Origin of the sequence: Rhizorhabdus antheiae, assembly GCF_049889055.1 — a bacterium.
Classification (GTDB): domain Bacteria; phylum Pseudomonadota; class Alphaproteobacteria; order Sphingomonadales; family Sphingomonadaceae; genus Rhizorhabdus.
The window spans coordinates 148037-161167 of the sequence record NZ_JBLTWO010000007.1; the positions used below are offsets into that span (position 1 = coordinate 148037).

Here is a 13131-nt window from a genome sequence, read left to right on the forward strand (position 1 = left end):
TGTGGACGGGTTCTGTTGTATTGACGGAGTGTTAGGTCGAAATCCTTGGTCGATCAGGATTTTTTTCTGACGATCATCCCGAACGACGTCGCCACCCAGCGCATGAGCTGAAGCTTGAGATGCTGATCATTGGCATAGGGAGGAAGGTCGATCACGCGATCAAGCTCACTGTCGCCGCTGTCGAAGGTGATGGGAAACACCTCATGTCCTGCTTCCAGCAGCCGCAGGGCGAGATCCTCGAAGTCGCGCCGACGGAAGATCACCGTGCCGCCCTTTTCGAGCGTGATGCTGTTCGAACTCAGATTCAGCTCGGTCGTATGGACGGCCAGCCCACCCGGCTTGAGGCATTTGAGCGAGTTTTCGAAGAAGGTCAGGCCGGCTTCGATCGAACCGAGATGTTCATAGGCGCATGACGACCAGGTGAAGTCGAAATCGACCAGATCGGCGGGGATCGCGTTCATGTCGACCGCGCGATAGCTCACCCGCTCGAAGAAGGCGGCTTCGTCACACAGCCTTGGATTATGGATCTGTCGCAGGTTGGCGCCCAGCTGGTCGGTGTCGCTCCATGCCCGCGCGCGATCGTCGTCTGCGGCCAGATCGGTAGCCACGACGCTGCATCCGGCGGCCGCGAAGATCGAAGACAGAGGCTCGATCCCAACGCCGAATCCCAGTCCCCTCGCTCCGGGACGCAGCGCGCCATAATGCTCGAGGGTCCGCAAGATGAAGACGAATTCCCACTGCTTGCGATGGCGAATGGGCACATCGTCCATCCGTTCGCACCAGCGACTGTAGGTCGGCTCGGCCATCTGGGCGGCCGTGCACATTTGCGAGATCGGCTCTTCGAGCGTGGCCCTGCGCTTCACGACGATCTTGCGCAATTCTCCCCGGCCGGGAGCGGACAGAAACGCCTTCCGAGCGGCTTCGAAGCGCTGGCGCAGCGCATCGGGACTGTCCCCGCCGGTCAAGCTTATCTCGACGCTTTCGGCGCGCGCGTCCGAGTCGTCCGACAGGGTTCCCAGCAGCGCGTAGCTGTGTCCCGGCGTGCCGAGCTTGGAAAATTCCAGCACACCGTCTGATGCCAGGATTTTCTCGACCGGGATCGATCGGGTCTTGGGTGGCAGCGACTCGTTGTTCTCGTCGAGCATGTTGATGCTGAGGATCAGCGATCCGCGCGTGCCAGTGAGGCCGACAAGGCGGATCGTGTAGGTCAGGCGTCCACCCGCCGAGGAGACATAATCGGTGTGGAACGCATAGCCGGGCACGACGCTCGGCTCGTCACCGCCTTCACCGGACAAGGCACTGATCTGCCCTGGCCAGAAGGCGAAAGGCTGCAATGCCATGGCAGGTTCTTCGCGGCGACTGCCGCTGCGTCGATCGCGCCACCACCGGACGGCTTTCGTCAGATAGATGCGGAGCTTCGACTTTTCCTGCGAGGAAGTGGCCTGAGCGGGAATGGGTGCGTTTATTGTCATGATATGAGCGGGGCTCTATGCCGATAGGAGGAGCGCTATTCAACCTGATAGATCAAGCGTCGCTCGCGTATCGGAACGTTTCGGGGGCGACGGGAAGGCACAACGCAGTTCTGAAGACTTGGTGCCTTCCATTGCCAATTTACCGGCCTCCGGCCATATCTGCCGACCTTCGGAGGCTGGATTTTGAACGATACGGACGAACAGCAGGGCGGTGATCGCGGATGGCGGCAGCGGATGAACACGCTGACGGCGCGTCGTGCCGAAGCGCCAAGGCCGCGCGTTCCTGCCGGGCAGAGGGTCTATGCGATCGGCGATGTGCATGGCCGGCTCGACCTGCTGCTGCCTTTGCTTGCCCATATTCGCGACGACAGCGCCGCGCGTGCCGATGCGGACAGCCATGTCGTCCTGCTCGGGGATCTGGTCGACCGGGGCCCCTATTCGGCGGAAACGGTCGAATATGCGATCAGCGGACTGCCCTCCTTCGCCACCTTTCATATCCTCATGGGCAATCATGAGGAGGCGATGCTGCGAGCGCTCGATCCGCTCGAGGACCGCGCGACCAATCTCTGGCTGAAGTTCGGCGGCTACGAGACGCTCGCCAGCTATGGCATGCCTGTCGCACAGCTGGGGGAGGAGCTGCCGCCGGCAGAGACGCTGCGGCACTATATCCCCGAGCGGCACCGGCAGTTTCTGGACAGCCTGCCCGACGCGATCCGGTTCGGCGACTATGTGCTCGTTCATGCCGGCATCCGGCCGGGCATCGCTCTGGAGGACCAGAATCCCTCCGACATGCGCTGGATTCGGCAGGAGTTCCTGGCGAGCAAGGGCGATCATGGTGCTTTCATCGTGCACGGCCATTCGATCTCGACCGACCCCGACCTGCAGCCCAATCGTATGGGAATCGACACCGGCGCCTATCGCAGCGGTATCCTGACCGCGCTGGGCCTCGAAGGGGATCGCCGCTGGCTGATCCAGGCCAGCGTCATCGACGGTGAAGTTCAAACGAAATTAAGCAGCTTCGGCTAAGCCCGACTCGGAATGGAGCCGGGCGCGCAACGCCTCGGCTTCCCGGTTCGAGGAGATGCGCCGCATGCGGCGGGTACGTGGCAGGTCGGTTATGGCGATCGAGACGAGGAACGAGGCCGAGCCCCGGCGCGGCCAGTTTCTCCATGGCCTGTTCCCGAGCGCCGACACACATGATCAGCAGTCGATCGCCAACCGGGTGCGGATGACGATCGACGCCCTGCCGGTGCTGCTGCTGGCCAATGTCGTCGTCGCGGCGGGTCTCGCGTTCGTACGGCGTCTGGATGCCGGCAGCGCGGCCTTCTGGGCGCTGATCCTCCCGCTGTTTTTCGTTCTTCCGGCCGGCGCTGTGCTGGCATTGTTCGGCCGGCGCAGGCGTGCCGGCTCGGGGCGGGCCGAACACGGTGCGATCGGATCTCCGACGCGGATGCACGGCTTCATCACGCTGCTGGGGCTGTTGCAGGGACTCGGCTGGTCGTTGTGGATGCTCGGCCTTCCGGGGGACGCCGCCAACCCGCATTGGCCGGTCGCGATCGTCGCGCATGGCGCGCTGCTGATTATCACCACGCTGATCTTCGCCCCCGTGCCGACGGCCGCGCTCGCGCTGTGGCTGACCCTGTCGATCGCCAGCGTCGGGTTGTTCGGGCAATTTGCGGTGCTGGCAATGCTGCTGCCCTTGCTGGCGGTCGCGACAGTCGCGCTGGGCGGTATCTCGCAGCGCAGCTACCTCGCCTCGCGCCGCTGGCTGGTCAACGCCGCCGCCGCTCTCAAGGCCTCGCTGCTGCTGAGCGAGTTCGAGGAAAGCGGTCGTGGCTGGTTCTGGGAAACCGACGAACGCGGCCTGATCAGCTATATTTCGCCGCAGATCGCGGTGGCGTTGGGCGTACCGGTCGAACAGTTGCTCGGCACCCCCATGACCGGCCTCGTCCTGCACGAGACTGGAGAATCGCGGGGCGGCACCGGCGACGGGGAGCGGACGCTGGGTTTCCATTTGTCGACGCGTCTGGCCTTTTCGGAGATCGCGGTCCGCGCGGCGAGTGGCCATGACGTGCGCTGGTGGTCGCTGTCGGGTCGGCCCGCCTTCGATGAATTCGGCACCTTTCTCGGCTTCCGGGGCAGCGGCACCGACCTGACCGAAATGCGCCGGTCGGAGGCCGAAGTGAAGCGGCTGGCCAGCTATGATTCGCTCACCGGGCTGCCCAACCGCATCCTGATGCGGCGAACGCTGGACGAATCGATGCGCGACATTGCCGGGCGGCCGAAGCGCGCGGCGCTGTTCATGCTCGATCTCGACCGGTTCAAGATGGTCAACGACACGCTCGGCCACCCGGTCGGCGACGGGTTGCTGCGTCAGGTCGCCGAACGCCTCCAGCGGATCGTCCATAATGATGGCCAGGTCGGGCGCCTCGGCGGCGACGAGTTCAATGTCGTTCTGCCGGGCATCGTCGACAAGAACCGGCTGGCCACGCTGGCCTCGGCGATCATCCAGGAAGTGTCGAAGCCCTATCTGATCGAAGGCTCGCACGTCACCATCGGCGCCTCGGTCGGGATCGCGATCGCGCCCGAGGACGGCGCCACCGCCGACGCGCTGGTGCGCAATGCCGATCTGGCGCTCTATGCGGCCAAGGCCGACGGCAAGGGCGTGCACCGCTTCTACGAGCCGGAAATGCATGCGAGCGCCAAGGACCGGCGCCTGCTGGAAATGGACCTGCGCAAGGTCATGAACGACAGCGGGCTCCACCTCGTCTATCAGCCCGTCGTCAACGCCGACAGTGAGGCGATCGTCTGTTTCGAGGCGCTGGTTCGCTGGAACCATCCGACGCGCGGCCCCATCTCCCCCGCCGAGTTCATTCCCGTTGCCGAGGAGATCGGTCTGATTCCGCAGATCGGCGAGTGGGTGTTGCGCACCGCGTGCATGGAAGCCGCCAACTGGCCCGATTCGGTCCGGATCGCGGTCAATATCTCGCCGATCCAGTTCGCCAACCCGTCGCTGCCGGGCATCGTGATGTCGGCGCTGGCGGCATCGCAGCTGCCGCCGCACCGGCTCGAACTGGAGATCACCGAGGGCGTCTTCCTCAACGACGATGCCGCGACCGACGCGATGTTCGCCCGGCTGAAGGCGATCGGGGTCCGTTTCGCACTGGACGACTTCGGTACGGGCTATTCGTCGCTCGGCTATCTGAAGAAGGCGCCGTTCAACAAGATCAAGATCGACCAGAGCTTCGTGCGCGGCGCGGCGGTGCCCGGTAATCGCAACGCGGCGATCATCCGCGCGATCGTCGCGCTGGCGGAAAGTCTGGAGATGGAGACCACCGCCGAGGGCGCCGAGACTCCGGACGAGCTTGCGTTGATCCGTTCGCTCGGCTGCAGCCATATCCAGGGCTATATCTTCGGCAAGCCGATGCTGTCGGACGAGGCGAGGGCGCGCGTTGCGGGATCGATCAAGCTGGCGATGCCGGGATTGCTGGTGACGCGCGATCCCCGTGTCGCCGTGCTGCGATCGGCCACCATCCACGGGGCGTTCGGGCCGGCGCAGGGGCGGGTCCGCAACCTGTCGCGCTCGGGCGCGATGATCGAGAGCGCCACGGCCTTCCGGCCGGGGGATAGGGTCGACCTGGATTTCGGCGAGGGCCGGCGCGTTTCCGCTGTCGTCCGCTGGTCGGACGAGGAGCGCTTCGGGGTGGCATTCGACGAACCGATCGAGATCGAGCAATTCAATGCCCAGCGGCAGTTGCGCGTCACCGGTTGACCGGTCTCGATTTATCTCTTGCTATTGATAGGCGTTCGCAATAATAGAGTGGCACGCCGCTGGTTATGCCCTTGGTCGGCGGCGCACATGCCCCGAACACTCCCTCCTCGGGACATGCGAATGGGCGGGGTCCGCCTCTCCTGACCCCGCCCATTCTCCCTTTTCTCACAATGATGTGGATCCCCCGGTCGCCGGCCATCGGGGGCCGGGCTCAGTGCATGAGGCCGGGGAAGAATCCTTCATGCGCCGCGCGCAGATCGGACAAAGTGATCCCGACGAGCGTGTCGCCGCCAGTCACCCCGATCCGGCGCGCACTCACACCGGCGGTCAGGGCTGCGGCGAGCAACGCGTCCGAATTGGCGGTGGTCACGACATAGCGCGCCTGATCCTCGCCGAAGGCGCGGACATGATCGAGTTCGTCGAGCTTCGCGCCGACATTGCCGGCCAGAGCCATCTCGGCGATCGCCACCAGCAGGCCGCCGTCCGACAGATCGTGCACGGCGCTCACCTTGCCGTCCGAGATCAGGTCGCGGACGAAATCGCCATTGCGCTTCTCGAGTTCGAGATCGACCGGCGGGGGCGGGCCTTCTTCACGCCCGGCAACGTAGCGCAGCCACAACGACTGGCCGAGATGGCTGCCATCTTCGCCGATCAGAACGATATGCTCGCCTTCGCCCTTGAAGGCGATCGTCGCCATCGTGTCGATGTCTGCGAGCAGACCGATGCCGCCGATCGCGGGAGTCGGCAGGATAGCGCTCCCGCTGCCGTCCTCGTTCTTCGTCTCGTTGTAGAGGCTGACATTGCCCGACACGATCGGGAAGTCGAGCGCGCTGCAGGCCTTGGCCATGCCCTCGATCGCGCCGACGAACTGACCCATGATTTCGGGCCGCTGCGGGTTGCCGAAGTTCATGCAGTCGGTCGTCGCGAGCGGCTTGGCGCCGACCGCGGTGATGTTGCGCCAGCATTCGGCAATCGCCTGGGCGCCGCCCTGGACCGGGTCGGCGAAGACGTAGCGGGGGGTGCAGTCGGTGCTGATCGCGATGCCCTTGCGCGTGCCATGGACGCGGACGACGGCGGCGTCGCCGCCGGGGCGTTGGATGGTGTCTGCGCCCACCATGTGGTCATATTGCTCCCAGATCCAGCGCCGGCTGGCGAGATCGGGGGACGCCATCAGCGTCAGCAGATTTTCGGGCACGCTTCCCTTGGCCGCGACGGGACCGAGCGGCGCGCGGGCCGGGGTGGGGACCCAGGGCCGATCATAGAGCGGGGCCTCATCGGCGAGCGGGCCGAGCGGAATTTCGCAGACGATCTCGCCGTCGAAGCGCAGTACCATGCGGCCGGTCTCGGTCACGCGCCCGATGACGGCGAAATCGAGTTCCCATTTGCGGAAGATCGCCTCGGCCTCGGCTTCGCGGCCGGGCTTGAGCACCATCAGCATGCGTTCCTGCGACTCGGACAGCATCATCTCATAGGGCGTCATGCCGGTTTCGCGGCAGGGCACGGCATTCATGTCGAGTTCGATGCCGACGCCGCCCTTCGACGCCATCTCGACCGACGACGAAGTCAGCCCGGCCGCACCCATATCCTGGATCGCGACGATGACGTCCGTTGCCATGAGTTCGAGGCAGGCCTCGATCAGCAGCTTTTCGGTGAACGGATCGCCGACCTGCACGGTCGGGCGCTTCTCCTCCGAATCCTCGGAGAAGTCGGCCGAAGCCATGGTCGCGCCATGGATGCCGTCGCGGCCCGTCTTCGAGCCTACATAGACGATCGGATTGCCGACGCCCGAGGCGGCCGAATAGAAGATTTTGTCGGTATCGGCGACGCCGACGGTCATCGCGTTGACAAGAATGTTCCCGTCATAGGCAGGGTGGAAATTGACCTCGCCACCGACGGTCGGCACGCCCACGCAATTGCCATAGCCGCCGATCCCGTGGACCACGCCCGAGATCAGGTGGCGCATCTTGGGATGATCGGGCCGACCGAAGCGCAGCGCGTTCATGTTGGCGACCGGCCGCGCGCCCATGGTGAACACGTCGCGCAGGATGCCGCCAACCCCGGTCGCTGCGCCCTGATAGGGTTCGATATAGCTCGGGTGGTTGTGGCTCTCCATCTTGAAGATGGCGGCCTGGCCATCGCCGATGTCGACCACGCCGGCATTCTCGCCGGGGCCGCAGATCACTTGCGGGCCGGTCGTCGGCAGCTTCTTCAGATGGATGCGGCTCGACTTGTAGCTGCAATGCTCGGACCACATCACCGAGAAGATGCCGAGCTCGGTCAGGTTCGGCTCCCGACCCATCGCATGCAGGATGCGCTCATATTCTTCGGGGGACAGGCCGTGCTCGGCGACGATGGCGGGCGTGATCTCGGTCATGCGCCGCCGATAGCGTTTGAATCGGCCTGCGCCTAGACCCGTCGACAGCGTCGAGGAACGATCCTCGTCGACGTCGTGGAATAAATGGTGGACGGAAGACGTAAGCCCGCCATGACCCCTTGGACCGCCACCGAGATCGAACAGAGCCTGCCCCGGTTGCGCAGCTATGCCCGGGCGCTGACCCGCGATCCGGTTAGCGCCGACGATCTGGTGCAGGAAGCCTTGCTGCGCGCCTATGAACGCGCCGCCACCTTCCGGCCTGGAAACTCGCTGCGCTCCTGGCTGCTCTCCATCGTCCACAATCTATTCGTCGACCAGAAGCGGCGCGAGGCGAGCGAGTTGCGCCGCAATGCCCGCGTCGCCGCGCTCGACCCCGGCATCGTCGTGCAGGGGGGCCAGGAGCATGTGGTGTGGCTCGCGGAGGTGGCGGCGCGATTCGATGCGCTGCCCGACGAACAGCGCGCCGTGGCCAGCCTGATCATCGTCCAGGGCGTCAGCTATCAGGAAGCCGCGGAAACGCTCAACGTGCCCGTAGGCACGGTCATGTCGCGACTCCACCGCGCGCGCGCCGCGCTGCGGGAGCCGCATCACGCCGGCAATGCCCGGCTGCACATCGTAGGAGGCAGGGATGCAGGAGCCTGAACCCGTTACCGACGACGAGATCGAGGCCTATCAGGATGGCGAACTCGATCTCGACCGGCGCTTGGCCGTCGAGGCTCATCTGGCGCGCAATGCCGAGGCTGCCAGGCGTTTCTTCGAGGACCTCAGGCTGCGCTCGTCGCTGCGTCTGATCGCATTGCAGGTCGAGGACGCGCCGCCTGCCATGCGCCGCACGGCGGCAATGCTCGCCGACCGGCTCAATGAGCGGCCAGTGCGGGGCTTCCGCCAATGGTTCGGGCCGCGCGGTCTGTCGGGTCTCGCCGTAGCCGCCGCGTTCGTCGCGGTCGTTTTCCTCCCGGCCCGTGACGTCGTCGCCAGCCCGCCCGACTATGTCGGCGATGCCGTCGAGGCCTATCGCACCGCGCTGCTTCGCGGGCGCATGGTTTCGCAGATCGAAGCGCCCAACATCGACGTCGCGGAAATCCGTCGGAGCACCAACATCTCGGTGCCCCGTCTCCCGGCCAAATGGGTCGTCACCGACGCGCAGATTTTTCCGACGAAGGAGGGGCCGGCGCTGCAGATCATGGTCAGGACCCCGAGCGAAGGCACGCTCTCGATCTTCGCCGTGCGTACGCCCAGCGATGCGCCGGCTGAGCCGGAGGCGGTGCGTCACGAGGGCGCCTCGGTCGCCTATTGGCGCGAGGGCGACATGTCTTACGCGGTCACCGGGGGCGAGGCTCCGGAAACGCTCGACACGATCGCCGAGGATCTCGCGGTCGAGAACCAGACCGAAGCCTGATCCTCGGAGCGAGCCGACCATGAAGATCCTTCCCGGCGAGTTTGCGCCGTGGTTCCAGGCGCCTGTGCCCGGCGGAATCAAGGAATTCCAGTTCTCGTCGCTCGGCGGGATGCATGTGCTGTTGCTGTTCGTGAAGAGCGCGGACTCGCCGCTGGCGCGACAGGCCCTCGCCGATCTCCACGCGCGCCGCGCAATGCTCGACGACCGCCGGCTGTGCTTTTTCGGGATCACCCGCGATCCGACCGATGTCGAAGCGGGCAGGGCCGCGATCAGCCTGCCGGGGATACGCTGGTTCACCGATTTCGACGGGTCGATCGCGCAACGCTTCGGCGCGATCGACGCGATCGACGAGGCTCGCCCGATATGGATGGCGATGGACCCGTTGATGCGGATCATGGGTCGTTCGGACGTTGCCAATGGCGGCGCGCTTCTCGATCGGATGACGGAGGTGGTGGGCCGGCCGCGCGTCGAGATTCCCGCGCCCGTGCTGATCCTGCCTGACGTTTTCGACCGGGCTTTCTGCCGTCGTCTGATCGATGCCTATGACCAGTCGGGCGGCGAGCCATCCGGCTTCATGCGCACCGTCGAGGGCAAGACAGTCGGCGTATTCGACGAGAAGATCAAACGCAGGCGCGATCATCATGTCGAGGACCCGGCCCTGCGCGAGCAGATACAACTGCGCCTGACCCGCTTCCTGATTCCGATGGTGAAGCGTGCGCTGCAGTTCGAGGTGACCCGCGTCGAGCGCTATATGGTCGCTTGCTATGACGGGGAGTCGGCGGGCTTCTTCCGCGCCCATCGCGACAATACGACGGCAGGCACGGCGCATCGCCGGTTCGCCTGCACGATCAACCTCAACACGGAAGACTATGAAGGCGGCAATCTGCTCTTTCCGGAGTTCGGGACGCGGTCCTATCGGGCGCCGACCGGTGCGGCGTTGGTCTTTTCCTGCTCGCTGCTGCACGAGGCACAGCCCGTCACAAAAGGCCGGCGCTATGCCTTCCTGCCCTTCTTCTATGATGAGGCGGCCGCGCGTGAGCGTGAAGCCATGGCACGTTCGGGGCAGGTGGCAAGCGATCTCGCCAAATATCGCGTGCGGCAGTCGGGGCAGGGACGGAACTGAGCCGCCCCTACATGGTCATTCTGGGCACTGCGCTCCGGAGTCTGCCCAGGCCGTGAACAGCGCGCCGAACTTGGCCTGCGTGCCGGGCGCCGGCGTCCGCTTGCCACCGGGGTTCCAGCCCCAGCCGACCAGTTCGTCCTCGGCCATATGGTGGACGAGCTGCGCCATGTCCTTGCCGCCGTTGCGTGCCGGCTCCTTGTCGGCGGCGATGCCCGCGCCGGCGACGGCGAGGGCAAGCAGCGCCGACAGGCCGGCTACCCGCATGATCACGCTCGCACCATCGGTAGCCGCGCTGGACGCTTGTGGCCAAGGGCAGCCATGGCGTTGGCGACGGCGGGGGCGAGCGGCGGGACGCCCGGCTCGCCGATGCCGGTCGGGGCTTCGCTCGACGGAACGATAGCGACCTCGATCTCGGGCATCTCGTTGATCCTCAGCGAACGATAGTCGTTGAAGTTGGACACGGTCGGGCGACCCGCTTCGAGCGGCACTTCGGCATAGAGGGCATGGCCCAGCGCGAAGCCGATCCCGCCTTCCAGCTGTGCGCGGATGATGTCGGGATTGACCGCGACGCCGCAGTCGACCGCGGCCCACACCTTGTGGACCCTGGGCTCGCCATTGTCGCCCATCGAAACTTCGGCGATCTGTGCGACATAGCTGTTGAAGCTCTCCACGACAGCGACACCTCGCGCTCGGCCGTTGCCGACCTTGGGACCCTTCCAGCCGGCAAGCTCGGCTACCGCCTTCAACGCGCCTGCGGCCCTTGGGTTGCCCGACATCATCGCGAGCCGGCCCGCGACCGGATCCTGGCCGGCGGCCGCGAGCAGCTGGTCCATGAAGCACTCCACCGCATAGGCGGTGTGCGTGTGCCCGACCGAACGCCACCAGAGCGTGCTGACCGGCGACTTCGCGACATGCACATCGCAGCGGAAATCGGCGATGTCGTAGAGCAGCTTGCTCGATCCCTCGCTCATGATCGCATCGACGCCGTTGCGGACGGCGAAGGCCTCGAAGGAGGAGCCGATCATGAAGGACTGACCCATCATCGTGTTCGACCAGGCAGTGATCTTGCCGTCCTTCACCGCCCCCTTCAGGCGATGGACGAACAGCGGACGGTAATAACCGCCGTGAATGTCGTCCTCGCGCGTCCAGACGAGCTTGACCGGCGTGCCCGCCGGCATCGCCTTGGCGACCTCGGCGAGTTCCGCCGCGAGATGGCCGTTGGGCGTCGCGCGGCGGCCAAAGCTGCCGCCGGCCAGAAGCGTCTCGATCTCGACCTTGTCCATCGATATGCCGAGCACCTGGGCGATGGCACCCTGATCGATCGTCTGGGCCTGCGAGCCGAAGCGCGCCTTGGCCGTCGTGCCGTCGAAGATCATGAAGCCGTCGAGCGGTTCCATCGGCGCATGGGCGAGATAGGGGAAGACATATTCCGCCTCGATCACCTCGCCGCCGGCCGCAAGCGCCTTGGCGGCGTCGCCCTTCTGGCCGTGCACCGTGCCGGGCTGGCGCGTCTGCCCGAGATAAGCGGCGATCATTTCCTCGCTGCCGCGCGTTTCCGCCTTGCTGTCGTCCCACTCGATTCGCAGCGCCTTGCGCCCCTTGATCGCAGGCCACATGCCCTTGGCGTAGACGGCGACGCCCGTGGAGATCTGCTTGACCGCGACCACGCCCTTTACCTTCATCGCATCCGACGCGTCGAAGCTGCGGACGGTGCCGCCGAAGCGCGGGCTGCGCGCGACGAGCACGGTCAGCATGCCCGGCGCGGTCATGTCGATCGTGAACTTGGCGCGGCCTGTTGACTTGTCGGCGCTGTCCACGCGAACGCCGGGCTTGTCCTTCCCGATCAACGTGTAGGCCGACGCATCCTTATAGGCGACCTGCTTGGGCATCGGCAGCCTGGAGGCCGCTTCGGCGAAGGTGCCGAAGCCGGCGGAGCGCTTGCTCTTGCCGTGGGAGATGACGCCTTTCGAGACGCTGATCTCCGATGCGGGCACCTTCCAGGCGGTGGCAGCGGCCTGGACGAGCATCGCGCGGGCCATCGCGCCCGCCTGACGCATCTGGTCGAAGCTGTTGGCGATCGCCGACGAACCACCCGTCAGCTGCGCGCCGAGCATGAGATTCGCATAGATCTTCGCATCGGCCGGCGCGCTCTGCACGCGGACCTTCGACCAGTCGGCGTCGAGTTCATCGGCCGCAATGGTGGCGAGGCCGGTATAGGGGCCCTGGCCGAATTCGATATGCTTCGACAGGATCGTGACCATGTCGTCGGCGCCGATGCGGATGAAGGCGTTGGGCGTGATGGGCGGCGGGCCCTTGGCGGCCTGTGCCTTGAGCCCCCCGACCGGCAGGCAGACGCCTACGACCAGCGCGCCGGCGGCCTTGAGAGCGTCGCGTCGCGACAGCGTCATATCCTGTGCGCCCATGTCAGGCCTCCGTGAGGGATTTGGCGGCCGCATGGATCGCGGCGCGGATACGGACATAGGTGGCGCAGCGGCAGAGATTGCCGTTCATCGCCAGGTCGATGTCCTCGTCGGTCGGCTGCGGCTTCTCGCGCAGCAGCGCGACCGCGCTCATCACCTGGCCCGACTGGCAATAGCCGCATTGGGGGACGTCATGTGCGACCCAGGCGGTCTGCACGGCTTTCGCTTCGGGACCTTCGACCGCTTCGATCGTCCGGATCTCGCCGCTGACGCCCGAGATCGGCATCGAGCAGGACCGGATCGGCTGACCATCCATATGGACCGTGCAGGCGCCGCACATCGCCACGCCGCAGCCGAATTTCGTGCCGGTCAGCCCCAGATCGTCGCGCAGAACCCAAAGCAGCGGGGTATCGTCGTCCACGTCGACGCTACGGCTTTCGCCGTTGACGGTAATGCTGAAGCTCATCGGAGGCACCCTCTGTTCGGCGCATGGCGCGCGCTCGATCATGGATGATACGTACCGTTCGGTTTCTGTAAACCCGGAAATGCGACCACATGGATGGAACCGGCA

General features: G+C 65.7%; 10 protein-coding genes. 5 read left to right on the forward strand and 5 right to left on the reverse strand.

All coding sequences use genetic code 11. The features are described 5' to 3' along the window. Nucleotides 1-53: 53 nt before the first annotated feature. Complete coding sequence (locus ACNI3R_RS14450) at nt 54-1340, reverse strand: SAM-dependent methyltransferase (RefSeq protein WP_426184519.1); 1287 nt, start codon at nt 1338-1340, stop codon at nt 54-56. A gap of 315 nt (nt 1341-1655) precedes the next feature. Between ACNI3R_RS14450 and ACNI3R_RS14455 the strand changes: the two genes are divergently transcribed. Further along, a complete protein-coding gene (locus tag ACNI3R_RS14455; RefSeq protein WP_426184521.1) occupies nt 1656-2498 on the forward strand; it encodes a metallophosphoesterase in 843 nt (280 codons plus the stop codon). Between the two features lie 64 nt (nt 2499-2562). Continuing rightward, nucleotides 2563-5244 (forward strand): EAL domain-containing protein, encoded by a 2682-nt coding sequence (locus tag ACNI3R_RS14460; RefSeq protein ID WP_426184523.1) that lies wholly within the window; start codon nt 2563-2565, stop codon nt 5242-5244. A 211-nt stretch (nt 5245-5455) separates the two neighbouring features. Here ACNI3R_RS14460 and purL read toward each other — a convergent pair whose 3' ends face one another. Continuing rightward, on the reverse strand, nt 5456-7618 hold the full coding sequence (gene purL / locus ACNI3R_RS14465; protein WP_426184525.1) for a phosphoribosylformylglycinamidine synthase subunit PurL: 2163 nt from the start codon (nt 7616-7618) through the stop codon (nt 5456-5458). 111 nt (nt 7619-7729) lie between these two features. Here purL and ACNI3R_RS14470 point away from each other — a divergent pair, with 111 nt between their 5' ends. The 3 genes from ACNI3R_RS14470 to ACNI3R_RS14480 are packed head-to-tail and all read left to right on the forward strand — an operon-like array spanning nt 7730 to nt 10140. Continuing rightward, nucleotides 7730-8260 (forward strand): sigma-70 family RNA polymerase sigma factor, encoded by a 531-nt coding sequence (locus ACNI3R_RS14470; protein ID WP_426184527.1) that lies wholly within the window; start codon nt 7730-7732, stop codon nt 8258-8260. After that, complete coding sequence (locus tag ACNI3R_RS14475) at nt 8247-9017, forward strand: anti-sigma factor family protein (protein ID WP_426184529.1); 771 nt, start codon at nt 8247-8249, stop codon at nt 9015-9017. Before ACNI3R_RS14470 ends, ACNI3R_RS14475 begins: the two co-directional genes overlap by 14 nt. 19 nt (nt 9018-9036) lie before the next feature. Beyond that, entirely contained in the window at nt 9037-10140 is a 1104-nt protein-coding gene (locus ACNI3R_RS14480) for a 2OG-Fe(II) oxygenase (protein ID WP_426184531.1), read from the forward strand. Between the two features lie 15 nt (nt 10141-10155). Here the strand turns inward: ACNI3R_RS14480 and ACNI3R_RS14485 are convergent, their stop codons facing one another. The 3 genes from ACNI3R_RS14485 to ACNI3R_RS14495 are packed head-to-tail and all read right to left on the reverse strand — an operon-like array spanning nt 10156 to nt 13026. After that, nucleotides 10156-10404, reverse strand: a complete 249-nt coding sequence (locus ACNI3R_RS14485; protein WP_426184533.1) for a hypothetical protein — start codon at nt 10402-10404, stop codon at nt 10156-10158. Nucleotides 10405-10406: 2 nt separating this feature from the next. Further along, entirely contained in the window at nt 10407-12563 is a 2157-nt protein-coding gene (locus ACNI3R_RS14490) for a xanthine dehydrogenase family protein molybdopterin-binding subunit (protein WP_426184535.1), read from the reverse strand. A gap of 1 nt (nt 12564) precedes the next feature. After that, nucleotides 12565-13026: a (2Fe-2S)-binding protein gene (locus ACNI3R_RS14495; RefSeq protein WP_426184537.1), complete on the reverse strand. Its 462-nt coding sequence runs from the start codon at nt 13024-13026 to the stop codon at nt 12565-12567. Nucleotides 13027-13131: the final 105 nt, after the last annotated feature.

Excerpts from the sequence above, each read along its gene's own strand:
- ACNI3R_RS14495 (WP_426184537.1), bottom strand. The coding sequence starts at position 13,026 with ATGAGCTTCAGCATTACCGTCAACGGCGAAAGCCGTAGCGTCGACGTG.
- ACNI3R_RS14450 (WP_426184519.1), bottom strand. The coding sequence starts at position 1,340 with ATGGCATTGCAGCCTTTCGCCTTCTGGCCAGGGCAGATCAGTGCCTTG.
- ACNI3R_RS14490 (WP_426184535.1), bottom strand. The coding sequence starts at position 12,563 with ATGGGCGCACAGGATATGACGCTGTCGCGACGCGACGCTCTCAAGGCC.
- purL (WP_426184525.1), bottom strand. The coding sequence starts at position 7,618 with ATGACCGAGATCACGCCCGCCATCGTCGCCGAGCACGGCCTGTCCCCC.
- ACNI3R_RS14475 (WP_426184529.1), top strand. The coding sequence starts at position 8,247 with ATGCAGGAGCCTGAACCCGTTACCGACGACGAGATCGAGGCCTATCAG.
- ACNI3R_RS14480 (WP_426184531.1), top strand. The coding sequence starts at position 9,037 with ATGAAGATCCTTCCCGGCGAGTTTGCGCCGTGGTTCCAGGCGCCTGTG.
- ACNI3R_RS14470 (WP_426184527.1), top strand. The coding sequence starts at position 7,730 with ATGACCCCTTGGACCGCCACCGAGATCGAACAGAGCCTGCCCCGGTTG.
- ACNI3R_RS14460 (WP_426184523.1), top strand. The coding sequence starts at position 2,563 with ATGCGGCGGGTACGTGGCAGGTCGGTTATGGCGATCGAGACGAGGAAC.
- ACNI3R_RS14485 (WP_426184533.1), bottom strand. The coding sequence starts at position 10,404 with ATGCGGGTAGCCGGCCTGTCGGCGCTGCTTGCCCTCGCCGTCGCCGGC.